Origin of the sequence: Xanthomonas sp. 4461 (genome assembly GCF_024806475.1) — a bacterium.
Lineage (GTDB): Bacteria > Pseudomonadota > Gammaproteobacteria > Xanthomonadales > Xanthomonadaceae > Xanthomonas > Xanthomonas arboricola_F.
The window spans coordinates 864,187-885,943 of record NZ_JANTYV010000001.1; the positions used below are offsets into that span (position 1 = coordinate 864,187).

Here is a 21,757-nt window from a genome sequence, read left to right on the forward strand (position 1 = left end):
TATGACGTGGCGGGGTCGCGGCTTAGGCCGCGGCCTGCCGGAATTCAGGAGTGCGCGACAGCAACGCCAGGGAGAACACACCCCAGTCCTGCGTCTCGTTGCGGAAGGCACGATCGATGAAGTGGGCGTAGCGGCCTTGCGCCAGCTCGCCGGGTTCGACCGCCTGGGACTGTTCGAAGCTGCGCTGGCCATACAGCTCATCGATGGTCAGCGCGACGTCGCCGCCGCTCTGACGCATGATCAGCACCCGCTGGCCTTCCTGCAGCACCGTGCGACGGCCCTCCAGGAACTGCTTCAGGTCGATCACCGGAAACAGGTTGCCGCGCAGGTTGCCCACCCCCAGCAACCAGGGCTGCCCGCCGGGCACCGGCGTCACCGGTGGCATCGGCACGATTTCCGCCACTTCTCGGAAATCCGACACCAGCCGCCGGGTCCCGACGCGATAGCCGACGCCACGCCAGATATCGGCCGAGAACTGGCGTTCCGGCAGCGGCGTGGCGTGCGCAAGACTACGACGCTCGTAGTCTTCGAGAATGTCGAATGGAGAGCGCATCAACGCACCAGTTGTTTGATGCGAGCGATCAGATCGTCTTCGCGCGGCGGCTTGACGATGTAGTCGCTGGCACCTTGTCGCAAACCCCATGCCTTGTCGGTTTCCATCCCCTTGGTGCTGACCAGCAGCACGGGGATGTCCTTGGTGGCCTGGTCGCGTGCGAGTGCACGCGTTGCCTGGAAGCCGCTCATACCTGGCAGCACCACGTCCATCAGCACCAGATCGGGCGCCTGGCTGCGAATCAGCTCAAGTCCCGCTTCGGCGTTGTCGGTGGCGACGACCGTATGGCCAGCTTTTTCCAGCCATTGACTGAAGACTGCCCGATCGGTGGGCGAGTCCTCGATCAATATAATTCGAGCCATGTTGCCTTTCCCCCTGGTCAGGCGTGGACGTACGTGCGGATCGCGCTCAGTAGTTCTTCACGGGTGAATGGCTTGGTCAGATATTGCTCGGAGCCGACGATGCGGCCACGCGCCTTGTCGAACAGGCCATCCTTGGACGACAACATGATCACCGGCGTCGACTTGAAGAGCTGGTTGCCCTTGATCAACGCGCACGTCTGGTACCCATCCAGGCGCGGCATCATGATGTCGACAAAAATGATCTGAGGTTGCTGGTCCGCAATCTTGGCCAGTGCCTCGAAACCATCGGTCGCTGTCACTACTTCACAACCTTCCCGCTTCAGCAGCGTTTCGGCGGTGCGGCGAATGGTTTTCGAATCGTCGATGACCATCACCTTCAGTCCTGCGAGTTCCCCACCCGCAGCAATGTTTTCACTCATGCAAATATCCCCGGACGCGCAACGCTTCATCCCTTCCGACGTCGCTACGAAACTGCATGTATATCCCAAGACCCGCATCGACTGTCAAGGGCGCATTGCCGGGGCCCCGCCAGGCGGACGTTCCGACCGCGGCCAGGTGCCTCCGGACCGGCAAGTCGCGCATCTGCGAGCTGCCGGGCACGCCATCGCCCACCGCTTGAAGTTACCATCGGCAGCTTGTTCGAAAGGTTTAGCCCCATGTCGCTCGACGTCGTTGTGGTGATGGATCCCATCGCCTCCATCAAGATCGCCAAAGACACTACCTTCGCCATGCTGCTGGAAGCCCAGCGTCGTGGCCACCGCTTGCACTATGTGCGCCCCGGCGGGCTCAGCCTGCGCGAGGGACGCGCCGTGGCGCAGGTCGCCCCCCTGAGCGTGCGCGAAGACAAGACAAGCTGGTTCACGCTGGGCGAGTTCGCCGAACTGGAATTCGGCCCCGGCCAGGTGGTGCTGATGCGCAAGGACCCACCGGTGGACGCCGAGTTCGTCTACGACACCCAGGTGCTGAGCGTGGCCCAGCGCGCCGGCGCACAGATCGTCAACGACCCGCAGGGCCTGCGCGACTACAACGAGAAGCTGGCGGCGTTGCTGTTTCCGCAATGCTGCCCGCCGACGCTGGTGAGCCGCGATGCGGCGACGCTGAAGGCGTTCGTGCTGGAACACGGCCAGGCCGTGCTGAAGCCGCTGGACGGCATGGGCGGGCGCTCGATCTTCCGCAGCGGCACCGGCGACCCCAACCTCAACGTGATCCTGGAAACGCTCACCGACGGCAACCGCAAGCTGACCCTGGCGCAGCGCTTCATCCCGGACATCACCGCCGGCGACAAGCGCATCCTGCTGGTGGACGGCGAGCCGGTGGACTACTGCCTGGCGCGGATTCCGCAGGGCGACGAATTCCGCGGCAACCTGGCCGCCGGCGGGCGTGGCGAAGGCCGCCCCCTGTCCGAGCGCGACCGCTGGATCGCCGCGCAGGTCGGCCCGGAAATGCGCCGGCGCGGCATGCGCTTCGTCGGTCTGGACGTGATCGGCGATTACCTGACCGAGGTCAACGTCACCAGCCCCACCTGCGTGCGCGAGCTGGATGCGCAGTTCGGCCTGAACATCGCCGGGCTGCTGTTCGACGCGATCGAGGCCGGCACCGCGCAATGAGCAAGGCCGCGGCGCAGCCTGCAGCGATGGACGACCGCCAGCGCCTGAGCGCGATGCTGGTGATCTCGCTGTTGCTGCACGCCGCGCTGATCCTGGGGGTGGGTTTCACGGTCAGCGAGGATGCGCCGCTGGTGCCGACACTGGACGTGATCTTCAGCCAGACCAGCACGCCGTTGACGCCGAAACAGGCCGACTTCCTGGCCCAGGCCAACCAGCAGGGCGGCGGCGACCACGACACCGCCCAGCGCCCGCGCGACAGCCAGCCCGGCGTGGTACCGCAGGACCGTACCGGGCTCGCGCCACAGGCGCAGCGCGCCATCAGCGTGCAGGCACCGGAGCCGACCCAGACCCGTGTGGTCAGCAGCCGTCGCGGCGAGCAGACGATGCCCACGCCGCAACCCAATCCGCAGACCGACCCGCTCACCCCGGCCGATGCACAACGCGTGCAGCGCGACGCGGAAATGGCCCGGCTCGCCGCCGAGGTGCATCTGCGCTCGGAGCAGTACGCCAAGCGCCCCAACCGCAAGTTCGTCTCGGCCAGCACCCGCGAATATGTGTACGCCAACTATCTGCGCGCGTGGGTGGATCGCGCCGAGCGCGTGGGCAATCTGAATTATCCGGACGAAGCGCGGCGGCGCCGGCTGGGCGGCAAGGTCGTCATCAGCGTGGGCGTGCGCCGCGACGGTAGCGTGGAAAGCAGCCGCGTGCTGATCTCCAGCGGCGTGCCGGCGCTGGACGATGCCGCGTTGCGCGTGGTGCAACTGGCTCAGCCGTTCCCGCCCCTGCCCAGGACCAAGGACGACGTGGACATTCTGGAAGTCACCCGCACCTGGCTGTTCCTGCCCGGCGGCGAGCTGCACGACGATCGCTGAGACCGCCCAGGCGCGCGCTCTGCGCGATGCACCGTGCCACGACCAGGCGCGGTCCTGACCCGGTAGAAGTCTGCAACGCAGGATCAGCGGCGCGTAGTCCTCGAACCGTGGGTGAGGCAGCCTGCATGAGCGTGGATGCCGAGCGTGCGCCCCTGCTCACCGGCTGGAACGGCGGCGCGGCGTCCGACCTGCAGCAGGCCGGCAACGCCGGCGTGCGCTCGACTGCCGCACCTGGAAATGTGCTCGACGGCGTGGACACCTGCATTACCTGCCGCGTGCGGCAGATGGAGCGGCACGGTCCGCCGCGGCCCGGACCTCAGGCCATCGATGCGGCGGCATGCAGCCGATCGGCCAATGCCATGATCTCGGCCGCGTCCTGCACCCGCTCGCGCCAGGCGGCCGGAATGCCGTCGACGCCGTAGAACGCCCCCGCCAGCTGGCCGCAGATGGCGGCGGTGGTGTCGGCATCGTCGCCCAGATTGGCTGCACGCAGCACCGCATCGGCGAATGTCTCGGTGGTGGCGAAACACCACAGCGCGGCCGACAGCGAATCGACCACATAGCCGGTGCCGCGGATCTGCGCCGCGGGCACCGCCGCGTGGTTGCGTACGGCCAGTACGCGCACTGTCGGCGTGACTAACTCGTTGCACTGCGTCTGCAGCACTGCGCCACGCTCGCCACCCAGCAACGCGGCATGCAGCTGCAGCGCGAACAGCCGGCAGGCGTCCAACGCTTCGGCGGCGGCATGCGTGGTACGCGAACTGTCCGCAGCACGCGCGCCCAACTCAGCCGGGCGATACGCGTAATACATCGCCACCGGCGCCAGCCGCATCAATGAGCCGTTACCGGCCGCGCGCGGGTCCTCGCTGCCGCTGAAGGCCGGACCGCCATCGAGATAGCGCTCCAGCGCCTGCCGCACGGTGCTGCCGATATCGAAACAGCTGCCGGTGCTGCTGAGGTAGCCGTGCTGGTACCAGTTGCAATAGCGATTCATCTGATCGGCGGCATCGAATCCGTTCCGATGCAGCAGGCTGTGCGCCAGGCACAAGGCCATCGAGGTGTCGTCGGTCCATTGCCCGGCACGCAGCGCGAACGGGCCGCCTCCGCGCATGTCGTCGATCGGGGTAAAGCTGCCCGGCGCGCAGAATTCCAGCGTGGTGCCAAGCGCATCGCCGACCGCCAGGCCCAGCAGACAGCCGCGAAATCGCGCGCGTTCGCGATCGCCGTGCGTCATGGCGCGGCTGCGCCCGCCTTCGCTGCCCGTGCGGCCTGCTGCTCGACCAAGGTCAGTGCGACGTTATCGCGCAGATACGCCGGTTCCACACGCTCCGGCGCCACGCCTTCGCCACGCTGCAACGCCGGCAATGCCAGCGTGAGCAGGTCGGCGGCGTGCGGCAAGGCGCTGGCATCGATGCCACTCAGCTGCGTTGCAAAACGCCGCTGCAGCAGACCATCGGCGGCAGCGAAGCCGGTGCCCACTCCGGCGAAACGGTGCGCGGTGTCCGGCACGATCAAGGTGTCGGGCGTGCACACCACTTCCGGCGTCAGTTCCAATACACCATCGTCGTGACGCACAAAGACGCCGGCATACACCTCGCCCATGCGCGCATCGATGCAGGCCAGCACATGCGTGGCCTCGGCAGGCGCGCGCAATGCCAGTACCTGCAGCGTGGAGACCGCCAGCACCGGCCGATCCAGGCCTAGCGCAATGCCTTGCGCGATACCGATGGCCAGGCGCACGCCGGTAAACGCACCGGGCCCGCGGCCGACCGCAATCGCATCGAGCTGGCGCCGCGTGATGCCCGCCTCGGCCAGCAGCTGCTCGGCCCACGGCAATGCCAGTTCCGCGTGACGACGCGGCGCCAGTTCGAAACGCTCGATGACGCACCCGCCCACGTGCAGCGCGACCGAGCAGGCTTCGGTAGAGGTTTCGAATGCGAGAACGTTCATGGCAGGGCCGTGGCAGCAAGAAGGAGGAAGATCAGCCGTCGCCGAACGGCAACGCCGGGACGCCATTGTCGCCCAGCGGCGCGGTGGCGCCAAAAAACGCCCGCACTTCGTCGATCTCGCGCGTGCGCGCAAACGGCGGCAGCGATTTCATGAAGGTGCGGCCGTAGCTCTTGTTCACCAATCGCGGGTCGCACAGCACCAGCACGCCGCGGTCGGTCTCGCTGCGGATCAGCCGGCCCACGCCCTGCTTGAGCGCGATGACCGCTTGCGGCAATTGCTCGTCGCGGAACGGGTTGCCGCCCTCGCGGCGGATCGCGTCCAGGCGCGCTTCGAACACCGGGTCGTCGGGCGCGGCAAACGGCAACTTGTCGATCACCACCACGCTCAAGGCATCGCCGACCACGTCCACGCCTTCGCGGAAACTGGCCGATCCCAGCAGCACGCCGTTGCCGGAATCGCGAAAGCGCTGCAGCAACGTCGCGCGCGGCGCTTCGCCCTGCACGAACAGCGGCCACGGCGCGCCACGCAGCGCTTCGGCCGCCTCGCGCAGCGCACGGTGCGAAGCGAACAGCAGGAACGCGCGGCCATTGGAAGCTTCCAGCACCGGGGTCAGTGCCGCGATCAAGGCCGTACCGAAACCGCGCGCGGCCGGATCGGGCAGGTTCGGCGGCAGGTAGCACAACGCCTGACGTCCCCAGTCGAAGGGACTGGGTTGCAGCAAGGTCACCGGGTCGTTCAAGCCCAACCGCAGCGCGATGTGGTCGAACTCGCCACCCACCGCCAGCGTGGCCGAGGTGAACACCCAGGCCGCCTGCGATTTTTCGCGATGCTCGCGCAGCGGCCCGGACACGTCCAGCGGCGTGCGCTGGCAACGGAATCCTCGCGGGCTCAGCTCATACCAGAGCACATCGTTGTCGACGGTTTGTTCCGGCGGATCCTGCGCAAAATCCGCCACCGCTACGTCCTCGCCCAGCCAGCGCGACAACCGGTTCAACGCTTCCTGCGCGCGCGCCGTGCAGCCATCGAATCCCGGCGAGGCCTCGCGCAACGGCAGCAGCGATTCGCCCAATCGCGCCAATGCCGACAGCACCGCATCGAACCCTTCGCGCACCTGCGGTTTGGCCAGTGCACGCCATTGCGTGCCGCGCGGCGGCAGGCCTTCCATGCCGGCACGCAAGCCACGCAAGGCTTCGTCCAGGGCCAGGATCGGCTCCTGCAGACTGGCCTGCGCGCCGGCGACCAGACGCGCTTCGACCATGCAATCGCGCGCCAGCTCCTGCCACGGGCGCATGCCGAAGCTTTCGCCGAAGAAATTGGCCGCCAGCTCCGGCAGCTGGTGCGCTTCGTCGATGACAAATGCCTGCGCGCCCGGAAGGATCTCGCCGAAGCCTTCCTGTTTGAGCGCCAGATCGGCCAGCAGCAGATGGTGATTGACCACGACCAGATCGGCGGCCTGCGCACGCTGGCGCGCCTGCACCACAAAGCATTCGCCGTAGAACGGGCACTCGGTGCCCAGGCAGTTGTCCACGGTGGAGGTCACCATCGGCAGCAGCGGCGAATCGTCCGGCAAGGCGTCCATCTCGGCCATGTCGCCGTACTGGGTACGCCCGCTCCAGGCCACGATGCGCTGGAATTGCGACACCTGCTCGGGCGTGGCCAGGCGCGGCTCGCCGCGCGCCTGCTGGGTGCGGTACTTGCACAGGTAATTGGCGCGGCCTTTCAGCAGCGCGCTGCGCAGCCCGATGCCCAACGCGGCGCGCACGCGCGGCAGGTCGCGGTGGAACAGCTGATCCTGCAGCGCGCGTGTGCCGGTGGAGACGATGGTCTTGAGGCCGGACAGCAATGCCGGCACCAGATATGCGTACGTTTTTCCGGTACCGGTGCCGGCCTCGGCCAGCAGCACCTCGCGCTGCTCGAACGCCTCGGCGATGGCGCCGGTCAGGCGCAACTGCGCATCGCGCGGCGCAAATGCATCGAGCTGACGCGCAAGCGCCCCGCCCTCGCTGAGCGCCTCGATGCTGGCAGTGGCTAGTTGGGACATGAGACCAAGGAGAATGCGGAAGATGAAGCACGACAGCCTAGCGCGTGCGCGGGGATGCTGCCTGGATCGGGCCTGCAGCAGCCGGTAAACACGTCATCGCGGCAAGGCGGCTGCGGCGCACGTGGCCGGCGATGTGGCGACCTTGTGACTGCGCCGCGCCATCCGCGCCTGACGAGGATGGCCCTCGACATTCCACAGGCTTTCGATGCAGTAGTTGCGCAGTGACCATTGCGTCATCGGTGTGTCCTAGGCGCTGTTGCGTGGTCGTCGCTACACCGCCCACCCCATTCCACGCACAGGGTGTGCATCCCGACCGGCATTGCACACTCCTCACCCGGCGGTTGGGCCGGCATGCATCGGCGACTTGCAGACGACGAGGCGGATGGGCCATGCCATGCGCGTGGCAATCAACGCATCACACTCGAAGACTTCAGGTCCGCTGCGACGCGGCGGTGGGCGCCCCGATCGAGTCGACCTGTCCGCGCACCGCAGGATGCAGCCACACATCCCACTCCCGCATGGCGCAGCCGGCCGGGCCGGTCACGCTGCCTGCAGCGCAACCGGTAGCGCACGCACTCAGTAGCGTTTTACGCCCGGCACGGTGCAACCGGCGATTTGCGCCTTGGCCGAGGCGGCATTTTCCTTTTCGCCACGCGCCAGCCGCGATTGCTCGATGGTGGCCCAATGACGACGGCACAGCGGGCCGGTCTTGGAACCCAGCTCCACTGCCTGGTTGGAAAAGCGTTCGGCCGCCGGCCAATCGGCCTGCAGCACGGCCACTTCGGCACGCTCCTGCAAGATTGCCGGGTCACCGGACACCAGCTTCAGCGCCTGATCCAGCGCCGCCGCTGCACCGGGCAGGTCGCCGGCCTGGCGCTTGGCCTTGGCGCTCTCGCGCAGGTCGTCCACCTGCGGGTCGCGCAACGGCTGCACCGACAGCTCGGTGTCGTCCACGCCGGCTTCGCGCTCGATCAGCAACAGCCGTTGTGTCGGCGTGGTCGGGTCCACCGGCGTCGGCGGCGGCGCGGGCGGCGCACTGACGCAGGCAGTGACTGCGGCGAGCACGCCGATCAGGGCAACAAGGCGATGCAATCGGATCATGGGGTCACTCCAGTCAATGTGCAGGGGGCGCCGACGCGGGCGCCGGTGCGGGTTCTTCCGGCTTCTTTTCCAATCCGAAGAAACGCCGCCAGCCGCCGCCGCTGGATTGCTCGGCAGGTGCGGACCCATCGTCGGGCACGCCTTCGATGGAGGGCGCATTGCCGGCGCACGACGCATAGGCAGGCGTGAAGCCGACCACGAACGGGAACTGCCGCGCGCCCGGGCAGCCGGCATCGGTAACGCCCGTGCCGGCCGCGTCCACCCATTGCCAGTCCAGGCCCTTGCCGTTCACTTTCAACGGCGCGCTGGGCAGGCGCGCGAAGATGCTCGACCACACCCGCATCGCGCCGGTGGCGCCGTACAGGCCGGTCTCGGCGTTCTGGTCGTTCCCCATCCAGATCACCGCCAGATGGTCGCCGGTATAGCCGGCATACCAGCTGTCGCGGCCATCGTTTGAGGTTCCGGTCTTGCCCGCAGGCGACAGGCGCCCCAGGCCATCGCCCAGCAGCTGCCGCGCGGTACCGCCGCTGACCACCTGCTGCAGGGCGACGCTGATCAGGTTGGCCGCCACCGAATCGCCTTCCTGCGCCGGTGCCGGCGTCTTGTCGTAGCGCTTGAGCAACTTGCCTTGCGGATCGAGCACGCCACGCACCGCATGCAGCGGCTGGATCTCGCCACCGGCCGCAAGGAACTGGTACAGCTGCGCCATGCCGTACGGGCTCTGATCGGTCGCGCCTAGGATCAGCGAGGGGTTCGGGTCGGCCTTGATGCCGGCCAGCACCTGGATCAATTGCGCTACGCGATCGGCGCCGACCTGCATGCCCACCCGCACCGTGGCCTGGTTATACGAATGCGCCAGTGCATCGACCAGCCGCACCGTGCCGTGACTGCGGTTGTCGGAATTGCCCGGCGACCAGGTCTTGCCCCGGCTGAGCTGCACCGTCACCGGGGAATCGTCGACCCAACTGGACAAGGCCCAGCGGTCCGGCGAAGCCAGCGCCAGCAGATAGACGAACGGCTTGAGCAACGAGCCCACCTGCCGCTGCGCCTCCACCGCACGATTGAAGCCGGGCTTGGCCACATCGCGGCTGCCGACCACTGCCAGCACATCGCCGTTGTGCACATCGGTCACCACCAGGCCGGCCTGCAGCGGCGGACGTTTCTTGTTGTCCAGCCGCTTGATGGTGCCGGTCACCGCGCCTTCGGCATAGGCCTGGGCGGACGGCGACATGCCGGTGAGCACGCTCATGCCGGCGCCCTGCAGCACGCCTTCGGGATAGTCGTGCGCCAGCTGCCGGCGCACCAGGTCCACATAGGCCGGGAAGCGGTTGGCCGCGACCAGGCCCGGTTCGGTGGGCACGCCCAGCGGCGCAGCCAGCGCGCGCTTGTACTCGGCATCGTCGATCAGCTGGTTCTCGTGCAGCTTGCCCAGCACGAAGTTGCGCCGGTCCAGCGCGCGCTCCGGATTGCGCCGCGGGTCGTAATACGACGGCCCCTTGACCAGCCCGATCAGCAGCGCGATCTGCTCGGTGGTCATCGAGGTGAGCTCGCGGCCGAACCACAGCTCCGCACCTGACGACACGCCGTGGATGGCCTGCCCGCCGCGCTGGCCCAGATAGACCTGGTTGAGGTAGGCCTCCAGGATGGTGCGCTTGTCGTAGCGCGCCTCCATGATCACCGCGTACAGAATCTCGTTGAATTTACGCGTGACCGTCTGCTCCTTGCCGATGCCGAGCAGACCGCTGCGCGCCAGCTGCTGGGTCAGGGTGCTGGCGCCCTGACGGACCTGGCCGCCGGAGCGCAGCATGATCCAGGCCGCCCGTACCATGCCGCTCAGATCGATGCCGTGGTGGCTGTTGAAGTCGCGGTCTTCCACCGCCTGCAAGCCGGTCACCAGCAGCTCGGGCACTTCTTCCATGCGCACCAGGCGGCGCTCTTCCTGCTTTTGTCCATACAGCGTGGCGATGCGCGCCGGGTCCAGCCGCGCGCTCTTGAGCGCCTTGCGATCGCCGGCATCGCGCAGGCTGGCCACGCGCCCGCCGGACAGGCTCACCTCGATGCGCCGCGCAGGCACGCGCCCGTCCACGTCGTTGTAGCCGCGGCTGGCGATGGTGAAGCGGCTGCCTTCCTGCCGATAGGTGCCCGCCAGCTTGGCCTGGCCGTCGTCGCGGTAGGACGCCGCATCGAGTTCGGTCTTGAGCGTGGCCGCATCCAGCGCATTGCCGGGCACCAGCACCAGCGGGCGCCCGTACACACGGGTCGGGATCTGCCAACGCAGCTCGCCGAAGCGCTGGCTGACCTGCTTGTTCAGATACACCGTGTAGGGGATCAGGAAACCGAGCGCCAGCGCGATCGCGGCAAAGCCCCAGACAATCAGCCTGCGTTGCCAGCGGGAGCCTTGCGCGTTGGAGTCGTCCTGAAAGTCGTCGGAATCGTCGTGGTCGTAGCGTCGGGGCACGGGGATGCGAAAATGTAGAGTCCGGCGAGTCTAGCGCAGCGCTGTCGTGGTTGCGCCGCGCTGGCCCCGCCGACTTAAGCGCGGCTAACAAACGCCAACGCCCGCCTCCGCGCCAGCGGAGCCTGTGCTCGGCGCGGCCAGTGCCCTCTCGTTACACTGGCAGAGGTTGTCGGCCGGCTGTGCCATCGCACCACCTGCCCGCTACGCTCACCGGTCTCTCCGCTGGAGTTTCAACGCAATGTCGATGTCACTGGCCGATGCGCGCTATCTGTTCAATCGCGTGCTCGGCCTGATCCACCGCAGCGTGGCCAGCATGCGCACACGCGGATGGCGTGCGACCTGGCAGCGCATTCGGGTGCACACGCAGCCCCCCCCGGTCGCGCTCGGCACACCGTTGTGGCTGCCCGACGCCACGCCGTTTGCCGCATTTGCCGTGCCGCACAGCGCCGCGCCGCGCGTGACGGTGGTGATCGCGGTCTATGATCACATCGCCCATACCCTGGCCTGCCTGCGTGCGCTGGCTGCACATCCGCCGCAGCGGGAGGTGGAGATCGTCGTGGTGGACGACGGCAGCAGCGATGCCACCGCCGTGCAGCTGCCGCAGATCGCCGGCCTGCGGTACCACCTGCGCGCCAGCAACGGCGGCTTCATCGCTGCCTGCAACGACGGGATCGCGCTGGCACGCGGCGAGTACGTGGTGCTGCTCAACAACGACACCATTCCGCAGCCCGGCTGGCTGGATCGGCTGATCGACACGTTTGCCGCGTATCCGGACGCCGGCCTGGTCGGCGCGCAGTTGGTGTACCCGGACGGGCGCCTGCAAGAGTCTGGCGGTGTGGTCTTCGGCGACGGCAGCGCCTGGAGCTACGGCCGCTTCGAGTCGGCCGACGACCCGCGCTATGCCTATGTCCGCGCGATGGACTACTGCTCCGGTGCGGCGATTGCGCTGCCGCGAGCGCTGTTGCTGACGACCCTGGGCGGCCTCGACGGCTGCGACCCTTCATCGGGCTGGAATGCTGCCGACCTGGCCTTCGCAGTGCGCGCTGCCGGGCGTCAGGTCCTGGTGCAACCGGCCAGCGTGGTGGTACATGACGAAGGCACCAGCGACGGCACCGACACGCGTACCGGGGTGAAGGCCTATCAGGTGCGCAATCAGGCGGTTTTTGCGGAGAAATGGCAGCAGGCGCTGGCGACGCAGTTGCCGGTCGGCACGGTGCCCGGCCCGGCGCACCTGCATCGCGCGCAACGCCAGGTGCTGATCCTGGACGAATGCGTGCCGCAGCCGGATCGCGATTCCGGATCGCTGCGGCAGTTCAATCTGATCCGGCTGCTGCGCGAAGAAGGCGCGCATGTGGTGTTCGTGCCGACCCGGCGCGAACATGCCGGGCGCCATACCCAGGCACTGCAGCAGCTGGGCGTGGAGGTCTGGTACGCGCCGTTCCTGGACGGCATCGGCAGCTGGTTGCGCACGCACGGCGCGCGCTTTGCAGTGGTGCTGCTGGTACGCCATCACGTTGCCCACGCCTGCCTGCCGCTGTTGAAACAGTACGCGCCGCAGGCACGCACACTGTTCGACACCGTCGACCTGCACTACCTGCGCGAGCGCCGCGGCGCCGAGCTCGCCGGCGACGCCAATCTGCTGCGCAGCGCCGAACGTACCCGGGTCCGCGAGCTGGAGATCATGGCGGCCACCGACGTCACCGTGCTGGTGTCTGCCGCCGAACAGGCGCAATTGCACGCGGATGCGCCGCAGATCCGCACCGCCCTGCTCTCCAACCTGCACGAGGTCGCCGGCAGCGGCCACAGCTTCGAACAACGCCGCGACCTGGTGTTCGTGGGCGGCTTCCGGCATCCGCCGAACGCAGATGCGGTGCAATGGTTCATCAGCGCGATCTTTCCGCAGGTGCGCGCGCACCTGCCCACTGTGGAGTTTCACTGCATCGGTGCGGATCTTCCGGAAGCGCTAAAGCTGCTCGCGGAAGAATGCCCCGGCGTGCGCCTGCACGGCCATGTGCCGGATCTGGTGCCGTTCATGGACAGCGCCCGCATTGCGGTCGCCCCACTGCGCTTCGGTGCCGGGGTCAAGGGCAAGATCAACCTGAGCATGGCGCATGGTCAACCGGTGGTCGGCACCACCTGCGCGGTGGAAGGCATGCATCTGCGCGATGGCGAGGATGTCTGCGTGGCCGATGAGGCCGATGCTTTTGCCAATGCCATCGTGCGGCTGTACCAGGACGCGGCGCAATGGCAGAAGCTGGCCGATAACGGCCTGCGCAACGTGGCCGAACACTTCTCGCTGGATGCAGCGCGCGCAACGGTCCGCGAGCTGTTTATCGCGGGGTGAACGGCGCCGCGGGTGAGTGACTGGCCCGTTGCGGATCGGGCGGATGCATTGGTCGTGCTGCGCGGAGGATTGCGGGCTGCCCTGATGCGGGCGCGCGCAGCGCTTGATGGGTGACGGGATTGGCCCATCGCGACGACGAAGGCAGATATGGATCGCGATGTTTCGAGCGCCCCCCCCTCATCCGCCCTTCGGGCACCTTCTCCCTACGGGAAAAGGGATCGACAGCCGGGATGTCTTGCGGCCTGGTCGCCACCCACCGCCGGCGTCCACCGGCCGAACGCCAACGACGACAGCCCACGCCTCAGCGCTGCTCCGCCACCGCCCTGACCCGGCGCGTGAATTCGGCCAACTCCGGCAAGCCGGGATCCAGTTGATGCGCTTGTTCCTGCGCACGACGCGCGAACGCCGCATCCTCCTGGCCCAGGCGCTCGCTGCCGACCGCAACCCAGCGCTGCGCAAGACGTCGACGCGCGCCGGCCAGCGCATCGCCATTCGGGGTCAATGCCTGCCAGGCATCCAGGCAGCCGCGTGCGGCGCGCAGCCGGTTGTTGCGTAGTTCGTCTTCGAAACAGCGCTGACTGGCCGGCGCCACCCGCGCGGCGGCCTGCAGTACGCGTGGGTCGCGCGGTGCCAGCGCCTGCGCCGCGCGCACCGCGTCGTAGGCGCTGACACCGGGTGGCGTCATCCATTGCTGGCGCGCTTCGGCATCGGCAACACGTTGCAGCAGCCCCCGCAAACGGCGCTCGCGAACGCCGCGTGACAGACCCGTTTCCGGGCCGCGCTGGGCGTCGCGGGCGCGCGCGATGGCCTGCTCGGCCTGGGCGATGGATGCGGCACCCGGCACCAGCGACTGCGCCTGTTGCAGCGACTGCATCGCCGCGTCGAACTGAAAATCCGCGGCCTGCCGGCCTGCCTGCGCGGCGTATTCGCTGGCCACCCGTTCCAGCCCGCGATGCGCACCGACATCCTCCGGCTCGGCCGCCAGCACCGCGTTGAAATCGCGTGCCGCAGGTGCCAGGCGACCACGGCGCAACAATGCCTCGGCGCGCTGCCGGCGCTGATCCAGCACACGGTGATAGTGCCCCTCGGTCGACGGCACGTCGGCGTGCCCGGCGTCGTAGCGCTTGGCGGCGGCCAGCAAGGCCGCCGCCTCGCCGAGGGCGTCGCGCGCCAGCGCATGACGCGCCTGCGCCAACAGATCGGTCAGGGCATCTTCGCGCCCTTCCAGCGCGTCGGTGCGGTCGGGCGCCAGGGTCAGGATGCGCTGATACAGCGGCAGCGCGCTGTCGGGCGTGCCATCCAGGCGACCTTGCTGCTGGGCCGCAGCGGCCTGCGCCAGCAGGGCATCCAGTCCGGCGCGGCGTGCCTGCAACTGACGCAGCCGCAGCGCAACCGGCGCGATCTGCGCCTGCGGCACCTCCAGTGCGGTTGCCAGTGCCAGCGTGCGCTGCGCGGCGACCGCATCGCCGGCCGCAATCGCGGCACGCGCCTGCACCACGGCAGCCATGCCGGTCCGCGCCAACCCGATGCGCGCCTCGCTGCGATCGTTATCCAACGCAAGCGCAGCGGTGAACAGTTCCTGGGCACCGCTGCCGTCGGCGGCACTGAGCTTGCCGCGCGACAGCGCCGCATCGCCACGTTGCAGCAATTGCTGGATGCGGGTGTCCGGCCACAGCAAATCGCCCAACGGCTTGCGTGCCGCGATGACGCTCAACAGCAGGCAGGCGGCAAGTACCAGCACCACGCGCCATAGCGCAAGGCTGCGCAACGGCGCCCAAAGGCGCGGCGACCTGACCCAGCGCGGCAGGGAAAACATGCGGTGGCGTCCATCCTTGGCGCGACCTGACGGGGACGCGTTCACGTGCCTATGGTAGCTGGCTGTGCCGCGAAGACGGTGTGGGTGGGCAGGAGGGGCGGATTCGGGAGTTGGGATTGGTCAAGGCAAACGCGACGGGAGCCGGCGCGCTGCCCGGACTGGCCCGGTGCATCGATGCATCCTCCAGGCATCTGCAGGCGGCCCGGGGAGCCTGACAGGCACGCGTTTCCGCCCCACGGCGGCCACGCACGCCACGTTCGAAAGCGCAACGCGCGCAGAGGCAGTCGATGATGCGCCCCGACCAGCGGCGACGCCGCCTACCCGCGCTCAGCCCAGTCGCCGCACCTCATTCACGCCAGGCAAGGCATCCAGCTTGCCGAGCAAGGCGGACAGCTGGTCGTAGTCGCTGACCTTGAGCCGAAGGCGCAGCTGCGCCCTGCCGGTGTCGCGCACGTTGTCGCTGTTGATTTCCAGCACGTGCGCATCTTCCTGCGCGATCAGGTTGGTGATGTCCTTGAGCAGCCAGCGGCGGTCCACCGCACGCACCTGCACATCCACCTCGTAACCGCTGCCGGCCTTGCCCCACTCCACCGGCAATACGCGCTGCGGGTGGGCGGCAGCCAGCCGTGCCAACGCCGCGCAGTCGGTGCGGTGCACGGTGATGCCGCGGCCGCGGGTGAGGTAACCGGCAATCGGCTCGCCGGCCACCGGCTGGCAACACCGCGCCAGTTGCACCAGCAAATTGCCCACGCCCTCTACGGTGAATTTGGATTTGCCCAAGCCCTCGCGGCGCGCGGTGGGTCGCGGCGGCGGCGGCACTGCAGGTTGCGAGGCGGCGCGCTCGGCTTCCAGCAGCGCACGGCTGACCTGGTTCGGCCCGGTATCGCCCAGCGCCACCTGGATATACAGATCGTCAAGGTTTTCCGCATGGAACTTGCGCGTCGCCACGCTCAGATCGGCGTGTTGCAGGCCCAGACGCTTGAGTTCGCGATCGAGCAGGTCCTTGCCCGCCTGCACATTGCGCGCACGGTCGAGCTTGTGGAACCACGCGCGCACCTTGTCGCGCGAGCGCCCGCTGGCCAGAAAGCCGTTGGATGCCAGCAGCCAGTCGCGACGCGGGTCGGCTTCCTTGGCGGTCATGATCTCCACCCGGTCGCCGCTGCGCAGCCGGTAGGTCAGCGGCACGATGCGATCGTTGACCCGGGCGCCGCGGCAGCGATGCCCGACCATGGTGTGCACGTGATAGGCGAAATCCAGCGGCGTGGCGCCCTGCGGCAAATCGATGACCTCGCCCTTGGGGGTCAGCGCATACACGCGGTCTTCGATCAGCTCGGCATCCAGCGCGCCGGCCAGCTCGCCGTGCTCGCCTTCCTGCACCTGCTCCAGCAACTGGCGCATCCACAGGATCTTGCGGTCGAAGGCTTTTTCGCCGCCCTTGCCGCCCTCCTTGTATTTCCAGTGCGCGGCCACGCCGAGCTCGGCCTGCGCATGCATCTCGTGGGTGCGGATCTGGATTTCGATGGTGCGCCCTTCCGGGCCGACCACGGCGGTATGCAGCGAGCGGTAGTCGTTGGCCTTGGGCCGGGCGATGTAATCGTCGAACTCGCTGGGCACCGGTGCCCACAACGAATGCACCGCCCCCAGGGCGGCGTAGCAGGCCGCGACGTCCTCGACCATCACGCGCACCGCGCGGATGTCGTACAACTGATCGAAAGACAGTCGCTTCTTCTGCATCTTCCGCCAGATGCTGTAGATGTGCTTTGGTCGCCCGCTCACCTCTGCGCGCAGGCCCTGCTGGGCGAGCGCCGCCGACAAGGTGCGCTTGACCGCTTCCAGATAGCGCTCGCGCGCCACCCGGGTTTCGTCCACTTCGCGCGCGATGCGGCGGTAGGTGTCCGGTTCCAGGTGCCGGAAGGCCAGGTCTTCCAGCTCCCACTTCACTTGCCAGATGCCCAGCCGGTTGGCCAGCGGCGCATGAATGTCGCGGGTGAGCTGGGCCAGCGCGCGGCGCTGTTCTTCACTGAGACGGTCGGCCACACGCATGCGCGCCAACTGCCGCGCCAGCAGGATCGGCACCACGCGCAGATCGTGGATGATGGACAGCAGCAGCCGCCGCAAGCCCTCGCTGTTGCGCCCGGCCTCGCGCCCGGCGTGCAACGCCCAGACCTGGTCGGCCGCATCCAGACCGTCCAGCAGCCCTTCTACCGCCACCCGCCGCTCCACCGGTTGCCAGGGCAGGCCAGCCACCGCCCCGCGTAACGCAGGCAGGTCGAACAGCAGTGCCGCAATCAACGTCGCCTCGTCGGCTGCCAGCGATGCCAGCACGTCCAGCGTGTCGGCCAGCAATGCCCACGGCACGCCGTCGGCCTGCGCGGGCGGCGCATCCTGCCAGGCCTGCGCCAATGCATCGCGTAATGCCGGCGCAATCGACGCAAGGGCCTGGCGCTGCAGCAAGGCATGCAGGCGTTCGAATGAGGAACTGGTCACAACGGTGGACACGGCGGCCGGCAATCACTGGGGTCTGATCGCTACGGTAACGTGCGCGTCACCTTCTCCACAACGCGCAATTTCCGCGCAAACGGCTGCCGGCAGCCTGCCTGCGCTTATGCCCGGTTCACCCGCCAAGGCCTTGATTCGCAACCGCTCTGCGATGGATTGGCGTCAGCGCGCCAGGCCAATTGCGACGCGATCGCGGCTTTTTACAAGCTCTTTACAATTGGAGTAAACCGGCTGCCTATGCTCGGTCCACGTCATCGCTGCATTACGCTGCGACGGCGTTTTTCCATCCACTGCGAGGTAGCCGATGAAGACCTGGAAGAAGCCTGTCGTTCGTGAAGTCAACTGTGGCGCCGAAATCAACTGCTACGTCTCTGGCGAGTTTTGATCCGGCACGTCTCGATCGCACCAGCCGCCTTTCCTCTTGATGCATGACCGGCACCTGCCGGCAGATTAGGTAACAGTTTCCATGCGCATCATCGTTCTGGGATCGGCGGCCGGCGGTGGGCACCCGCAGTGGAATTGCCACACCCCCGCGAGTCAGCGGGCATGGCAACAAGCAGACGGTGCCCAACGTCGTACCCAAGCCAGCATCGCGGTCAGTGCCGATGACAAGCGCTGGGTGCTGATCAATGCTTCACCCGATTTCCGCCAGCAGATTCTCGCCACACCCGCGTTGTGGCCGCAGCACGGTCTGCGTCACTCCCCGATCGAGGCGGTGCTGTTGACCAGTGGCGAGATCGACCATATCGCCGGGCTGTTGTCGATGCGCGAAAGCCAGCCGTTCTCGCTGCATGCCAGCAGCCGGGTGCTGGACCTGCTGTCGCAAAACCCCATTTTCGATGCGGTCAACCCGCACCACGTGACGCGCCAGCCGTTTGCGCTGGACACACCGGTATCGCTGCCGGGCCTGCAACTCACGCCCTTCTCGGTGCCGGGCAAGGTACCGCTGTTCATGGAGTCGCGCAGCGGCGGCGACCTGGCCGGCTCCAATGAAGAAACCCTCGGGCTGACCATCGACGATGGCCAGCACCGCGTGCATTACATCCCCGGCTGCGCCGTGATGACCGACGCACTACGCGCGCGCCTGCACGGCGCCGAGCTGGTGTTTTTCGACGGCACGCTGTGGCGCGACGATGAGATGGTGCAACTGGGCGTGAGCCAGAAAACCGGCCAGCGCATGGGCCACATGAGCATCGACGGCCCCGATGGCAGCATCGCCGCGTTCGCGTCGTTGAATGTGGCACGCAAGATTTTCATCCATATCAACACCACCAATCCCGTGCTCGACATCCACTCGCCGCAATACGCCAGTGCGCGTGCCAGCGGCTGGGATGTTGCCCACGACGGCCTGGAGATCACGCTGTGACCGCCCTGCTCACCCCCGACCAACTGGAAGCGGATCTGCGTGCGATCGGCGCTCGTCTGTATCACGACCAGCACCCGTTTCACGCCCTGCTGCACGACGGCAAGCTCGATCGCGGCCAGGTGCAGGCCTGGGCGCTGAATCGCTTCGAATACCAGCGCTGCATTCCATTGAAGGACGCCGCGATCCTGGCGCGCATGGAAGACCCGGCGCTGCGGCGGATCTGGCGCCAGCGCATCCTCGACCACGATGGCAATAGCGCCACCGATGGCGGCATCGCGCGCTGGCTGCATCTGACCGACGCGCTGGGCCTGGATCGCGGCCTGGTCGAATCCGGACGCGCCTTGCTGCCCGGCACGCGCTTTGCGGTGCAGGCGTATCTGCACTTTGTCCGCGAAAAAAGCCTGCTCGAGGCGATCGCCTCCTCGCTCACCGAATTGTTCGCTCCCAACATCATCGGTCAGCGCGTGGCCGGCATGCTCAAGCATTACGACTTCGTCTCGCCCGAAGCGCTGGCGTACTTCGAGCACCGGCTGACCGAGGCGCCACGCGATTCGGATTTCGCGCTCGACTACGTCAAGCAGCATGCCGATACGGTCGAAAAGCAGCAGCTGGTGAAAGCCGCCCTGCATTTCAAATGCTCGGTGTTGTGGGCGCAGCTGGATGCCTTGCACGTGGCCTATGTCGCGCCGGGCATCGTGTGGCCGGACGCATTTGTGCCCGATCGCGACGCCCGCCGGGCCGCTGCGTGAGCGGCATTACCCGCGAGAGTCAGCCGGCCCTGCGCGCGGGCGTGCGCCTGCAGCATGACCGTGCACGCGACCAGTGGGTGCTGCTTGCACCCGAGCGTGTGGTCGAGCTCGACGAGATCGCGCTGGTGGTGGCGCAGCGCTTCGATGGCGCACGTTCGCTGGCACAGATCGCGCAGGAACTCGCCGCAGAATTCGATGCCGACGCCACCGAGATCGAAGTGGATGTGATCGAACTCACCACCACCCTGCATCAGAAGCGTCTGCTGCGGCTATGACGACCGCACCGCCACCGCTATCGGTATTGCTCGAGCTGACCCATCGCTGCCCGCTGGCGTGCCCGTATTGCTCCAACCCGATTGCGTTGGCCGCGCTGCGTGAGGAAATGGACACCGCCGGTTGGCGCTCGCTGCTGCAGCAGGCGGCCGACATGGGCGTGCTGCAGGCGCACTTTTCCGGCGGCGAGCCGATGTTGCGCAAGGATCTGCCCGAACTGGTGGCGCATGCACGCGCGCTCGGGCTGTACAGCAACCTGATAACCTCCGGCGTGGCCGGTGGCGAGCCGATGCTGGACCAGCTGCAGGCGGCCGGGCTGGAGCATGTGCAGCTGAGCGTGCAGGACGTCGACCCGGCCGGTGCCGACCGCATCGCCGGTTATCGCAATAGCCTGGCGAAGAAACGCGAGTTCGCCGCGGCCGTGCGCGCGCGCGGGCTGCCGCTGACGCTCAACGCGGTACTGCACCGGCATAACGCCGAGCGCGTGCCCGGCATGATTGCGCTGGCGCTGGAATGGCAAGCCGAGCGCATCGAAGTGGCGCACACCCAGTACTACGGCTGGGGTCTGCGCAATCGCGCCGCGCTGATGCCCAGCCGCGAGCAGCTGATGGCCACCATTGACGCGGTGGAAACCGCGCGCCGCGAGCTCGGCGACCGCCTGGCGATCGACTTCGTCACCCCGGACTATTACGCGCGCCAACCCAAACCCTGCATGGGTGGCTGGGGGCAGCGCTTCGTCAATATTTCCCCGCGCGGCGACGTACTGCCCTGCCACGCGGCCGAAACCATCGATGGCATGCGTTTCGACAACCTGCGCGACCGCTCGCTGGCCGATATCTGGAACAACGGCGAGGCGTTCGTGCGGTTTCGCGGCACCGCCTGGATGCCCGAGGTCTGCCAGGGCTGTCCCAAGCGCGAGATCGACTGGGGCGGCTGCCGCTGCCAGGCGCTGGCGCTCAGTGGCGATGCCGGCACGCTGGATCCGGTATGCGAACGTTCGCCCGACCATGCCCAGGTGCGCGCTCTTGCCGACACCGAGGCGGCCGCGTCGCCGCCGGAATTCATCTATCGCCGCCCTGCCCGCCCCGCGCATGCGACAGCGTCCACTGCAGACAGCCTGGACTGAGCGGCGTCGGCCGGCACGAAACAGCGTCTACACTAGCCACCTCTTTCCTGTCGGATGGCTTCCATGTCGCTCGCGCGCCGCATTCCCCTGCTGGTCTGCCTGTCTTTTGCATTGACCGCCACCCCGGCCCTGGCGCAGCGCGCAGTGCACGGCGATCTGCAGTCGCAGATGAGCGCCGAACAGTTCAAGGCCGCCGGCCTGGACAAGCTCGATGCCGGCGAACTGGCCGCACTCAACGACTGGCTCCAAGGCAAGGTGGCCAAGGAAGCCGCCGTCGTGGTCGAACAGGCCAAGGAGGCCGGCCGCCAGGAAATCATCGTCAAGAACCGTGGCTTCTTCGACTTCGGCAGCAAGGAGCCGATCGAAAGCAGCATCGTCGGCGAGTTCAAGGGCTTTTCCAAAGGCCGCATCTATACCCTGGCCAATGGTCAGGAGTGGGAACAGACCGACGCAGCCAGCCTCTCCGGCGTGCGCAAGGACGCTCCCAAGGTCAAGATCAAGCCCGGCCTGGTCGGTGTGTGGTATCTGCAGATCGAGGGCTACAACACCCCTGCCAAGGTGCGGCGGATCAAGTAACAGCCGCCAACAAAACGATGGCGCTCGCGGTCAGGCGCGCGCCGCCGGTAGTGGTTGTGGCGTG

The 21,757-nt window shown here is 67.6% G+C and carries 19 protein-coding genes; 9 read left to right on the forward strand and 10 right to left on the reverse strand.

What is annotated here, in order from left to right; genetic code table 11:
- Window positions 1-22: 22 nt before the first annotated feature.
- From FHY19_RS03530 to pilG, 3 genes are read right to left on the reverse strand one after another with little or no spacing between them, the layout of a single operon-like run.
- On the reverse strand, window positions 23-553 hold the full coding sequence (locus FHY19_RS03530) for a chemotaxis protein CheW (protein ID WP_005988637.1): 531 nt from the start codon (window positions 551-553) through the stop codon (window positions 23-25).
- Complete coding sequence (locus FHY19_RS03535; RefSeq protein ID WP_006450735.1) at window positions 553-915, reverse strand: response regulator; 363 nt, start codon at window positions 913-915, stop codon at window positions 553-555. Before FHY19_RS03535 ends, FHY19_RS03530 begins: the two co-directional genes overlap by 1 nt.
- A gap of 17 nt (window positions 916-932) precedes the next feature.
- Window positions 933-1,334, reverse strand: coding sequence for a twitching motility response regulator PilG (gene pilG, locus FHY19_RS03540; protein WP_005913706.1), 402 nt, complete (start codon window positions 1,332-1,334; stop codon window positions 933-935).
- A gap of 237 nt (window positions 1,335-1,571) precedes the next feature.
- On the opposite strand from pilG, the gene gshB reads away from it, so the two are divergent.
- Entirely contained in the window at window positions 1,572-2,522 is a 951-nt protein-coding gene (gene gshB, locus FHY19_RS03545; protein ID WP_259152193.1) for a glutathione synthase, read from the forward strand.
- Window positions 2,519-3,394 (forward strand): energy transducer TonB, encoded by an 876-nt coding sequence (locus FHY19_RS03550; RefSeq protein ID WP_259161698.1) that lies wholly within the window; start codon window positions 2,519-2,521, stop codon window positions 3,392-3,394. Before gshB ends, FHY19_RS03550 begins: the two co-directional genes overlap by 4 nt.
- 316 nt (window positions 3,395-3,710) lie before the next feature.
- Here FHY19_RS03550 and FHY19_RS03555 read toward each other — a convergent pair whose 3' ends face one another.
- The 5 genes from FHY19_RS03555 to mrcB all read right to left on the reverse strand — a co-directional run bounded on the left by FHY19_RS03555 (window position 3,711) and on the right by mrcB (window position 10,944).
- The gene (locus tag FHY19_RS03555) at window positions 3,711-4,628 is read right to left on the reverse strand and encodes an ADP-ribosylglycohydrolase family protein (protein ID WP_259161704.1); all 918 of its coding nucleotides are present in this window, start codon (window positions 4,626-4,628) and stop codon (window positions 3,711-3,713) included.
- Complete coding sequence (tsaB, locus tag FHY19_RS03560) at window positions 4,625-5,344, reverse strand: tRNA (adenosine(37)-N6)-threonylcarbamoyltransferase complex dimerization subunit type 1 TsaB (RefSeq protein ID WP_259161708.1); 720 nt, start codon at window positions 5,342-5,344, stop codon at window positions 4,625-4,627. The genes FHY19_RS03555 and tsaB overlap by 4 nt, the downstream gene beginning before the upstream one ends.
- Window positions 5,345-5,375: 31 nt before the next feature.
- A complete protein-coding gene (locus FHY19_RS03565; RefSeq protein WP_259161710.1) occupies window positions 5,376-7,385 on the reverse strand; it encodes an ATP-dependent DNA helicase in 2,010 nt (669 codons plus the stop codon).
- Between the two features lie 576 nt (window positions 7,386-7,961).
- Window positions 7,962-8,486 (reverse strand): hypothetical protein, encoded by a 525-nt coding sequence (locus FHY19_RS03570; protein WP_259161712.1) that lies wholly within the window; start codon window positions 8,484-8,486, stop codon window positions 7,962-7,964.
- Window positions 8,487-8,499: 13 nt separating this feature from the next.
- Window positions 8,500-10,944: a penicillin-binding protein 1B gene (mrcB, locus tag FHY19_RS03575; protein WP_259152204.1), complete on the reverse strand. Its 2,445-nt coding sequence runs from the start codon at window positions 10,942-10,944 to the stop codon at window positions 8,500-8,502.
- Window positions 10,945-11,182: 238 nt separating this feature from the next.
- On the opposite strand from mrcB, the gene FHY19_RS03580 reads away from it, so the two are divergent.
- The gene (locus FHY19_RS03580) at window positions 11,183-13,288 is read left to right on the forward strand and encodes a glycosyltransferase (RefSeq protein ID WP_259152206.1); all 2,106 of its coding nucleotides are present in this window, start codon (window positions 11,183-11,185) and stop codon (window positions 13,286-13,288) included.
- Window positions 13,289-13,589: 301 nt separating this feature from the next.
- On the opposite strand, the gene FHY19_RS03585 is transcribed toward FHY19_RS03580, so the two are convergent.
- Together FHY19_RS03585 and FHY19_RS03590 are read right to left on the reverse strand one after the other, a co-directional pair.
- Window positions 13,590-15,104 carry a hypothetical protein gene (locus tag FHY19_RS03585; RefSeq protein ID WP_259161714.1) on the reverse strand — a complete coding sequence of 505 codons (1,515 nt, stop codon included), beginning with the start codon at window positions 15,102-15,104 and terminating at the stop codon, window positions 13,590-13,592.
- Between the two features lie 327 nt (window positions 15,105-15,431).
- Complete coding sequence (locus FHY19_RS03590) at window positions 15,432-17,615, reverse strand: bifunctional (p)ppGpp synthetase/guanosine-3',5'-bis(diphosphate) 3'-pyrophosphohydrolase (protein WP_276580702.1); 2,184 nt, start codon at window positions 17,613-17,615, stop codon at window positions 15,432-15,434.
- A 292-nt stretch (window positions 17,616-17,907) separates the two neighbouring features.
- Between FHY19_RS03590 and pqqA the strand changes: the two genes are divergently transcribed.
- From pqqA to FHY19_RS03620, 6 genes are all read left to right on the forward strand, one after another.
- Window positions 17,908-17,988, forward strand: a complete 81-nt coding sequence (gene pqqA / locus FHY19_RS03595) for a pyrroloquinoline quinone precursor peptide PqqA (RefSeq protein WP_002812057.1) — start codon at window positions 17,908-17,910, stop codon at window positions 17,986-17,988.
- An 81-nt stretch (window positions 17,989-18,069) separates the two neighbouring features.
- Window positions 18,070-18,969: a pyrroloquinoline quinone biosynthesis protein PqqB gene (gene pqqB, locus FHY19_RS03600; protein WP_259161720.1), complete on the forward strand. Its 900-nt coding sequence runs from the start codon at window positions 18,070-18,072 to the stop codon at window positions 18,967-18,969.
- On the forward strand, window positions 18,966-19,718 hold the full coding sequence (pqqC, locus tag FHY19_RS03605) for a pyrroloquinoline-quinone synthase PqqC (RefSeq protein WP_259152209.1): 753 nt from the start codon (window positions 18,966-18,968) through the stop codon (window positions 19,716-19,718). The genes pqqB and pqqC overlap by 4 nt, the downstream gene beginning before the upstream one ends.
- Window positions 19,715-19,993: a pyrroloquinoline quinone biosynthesis peptide chaperone PqqD gene (pqqD, locus tag FHY19_RS03610; RefSeq protein ID WP_046962997.1), complete on the forward strand. Its 279-nt coding sequence runs from the start codon at window positions 19,715-19,717 to the stop codon at window positions 19,991-19,993. Before pqqC ends, pqqD begins: the two co-directional genes overlap by 4 nt.
- Window positions 19,990-21,117, forward strand: coding sequence for a pyrroloquinoline quinone biosynthesis protein PqqE (gene pqqE / locus FHY19_RS03615; protein WP_259161728.1), 1,128 nt, complete (start codon window positions 19,990-19,992; stop codon window positions 21,115-21,117). The genes pqqD and pqqE overlap by 4 nt, the downstream gene beginning before the upstream one ends.
- A 63-nt stretch (window positions 21,118-21,180) precedes the next feature.
- Window positions 21,181-21,693 (forward strand): hypothetical protein, encoded by a 513-nt coding sequence (locus FHY19_RS03620; protein ID WP_259161729.1) that lies wholly within the window; start codon window positions 21,181-21,183, stop codon window positions 21,691-21,693.
- Window positions 21,694-21,757: the final 64 nt, after the last annotated feature.

Coding starts and splice junctions, on each gene's coding strand:
- FHY19_RS03530 (WP_005988637.1), bottom strand. CDS start 553: ATGCGCTCTCCATTCGACATTCTCGAAGACTACGAGCGTCGTAGTCTT.
- FHY19_RS03550 (WP_259161698.1), top strand. CDS start 2,519: ATGAGCAAGGCCGCGGCGCAGCCTGCAGCGATGGACGACCGCCAGCGC.
- FHY19_RS03585 (WP_259161714.1), bottom strand. CDS start 15,104: ATGTTTTCCCTGCCGCGCTGGGTCAGGTCGCCGCGCCTTTGGGCGCCG.
- FHY19_RS03555 (WP_259161704.1), bottom strand. CDS start 4,628: ATGACGCACGGCGATCGCGAACGCGCGCGATTTCGCGGCTGTCTGCTG.
- pqqE (WP_259161728.1), top strand. CDS start 19,990: ATGACGACCGCACCGCCACCGCTATCGGTATTGCTCGAGCTGACCCAT.
- tsaB (WP_259161708.1), bottom strand. CDS start 5,344: ATGAACGTTCTCGCATTCGAAACCTCTACCGAAGCCTGCTCGGTCGCG.
- pqqB (WP_259161720.1), top strand. CDS start 18,070: ATGCGCATCATCGTTCTGGGATCGGCGGCCGGCGGTGGGCACCCGCAG.
- FHY19_RS03535 (WP_006450735.1), bottom strand. CDS start 915: ATGGCTCGAATTATATTGATCGAGGACTCGCCCACCGATCGGGCAGTC.
- pqqA (WP_002812057.1), top strand. CDS start 17,908: ATGAAGACCTGGAAGAAGCCTGTCGTTCGTGAAGTCAACTGTGGCGCC.
- gshB (WP_259152193.1), top strand. CDS start 1,572: ATGTCGCTCGACGTCGTTGTGGTGATGGATCCCATCGCCTCCATCAAG.
- pilG (WP_005913706.1), bottom strand. CDS start 1,334: ATGAGTGAAAACATTGCTGCGGGTGGGGAACTCGCAGGACTGAAGGTG.
- FHY19_RS03580 (WP_259152206.1), top strand. CDS start 11,183: ATGTCGATGTCACTGGCCGATGCGCGCTATCTGTTCAATCGCGTGCTC.
- FHY19_RS03620 (WP_259161729.1), top strand. CDS start 21,181: ATGTCGCTCGCGCGCCGCATTCCCCTGCTGGTCTGCCTGTCTTTTGCA.
- FHY19_RS03565 (WP_259161710.1), bottom strand. CDS start 7,385: ATGTCCCAACTAGCCACTGCCAGCATCGAGGCGCTCAGCGAGGGCGGG.
- FHY19_RS03570 (WP_259161712.1), bottom strand. CDS start 8,486: ATGATCCGATTGCATCGCCTTGTTGCCCTGATCGGCGTGCTCGCCGCA.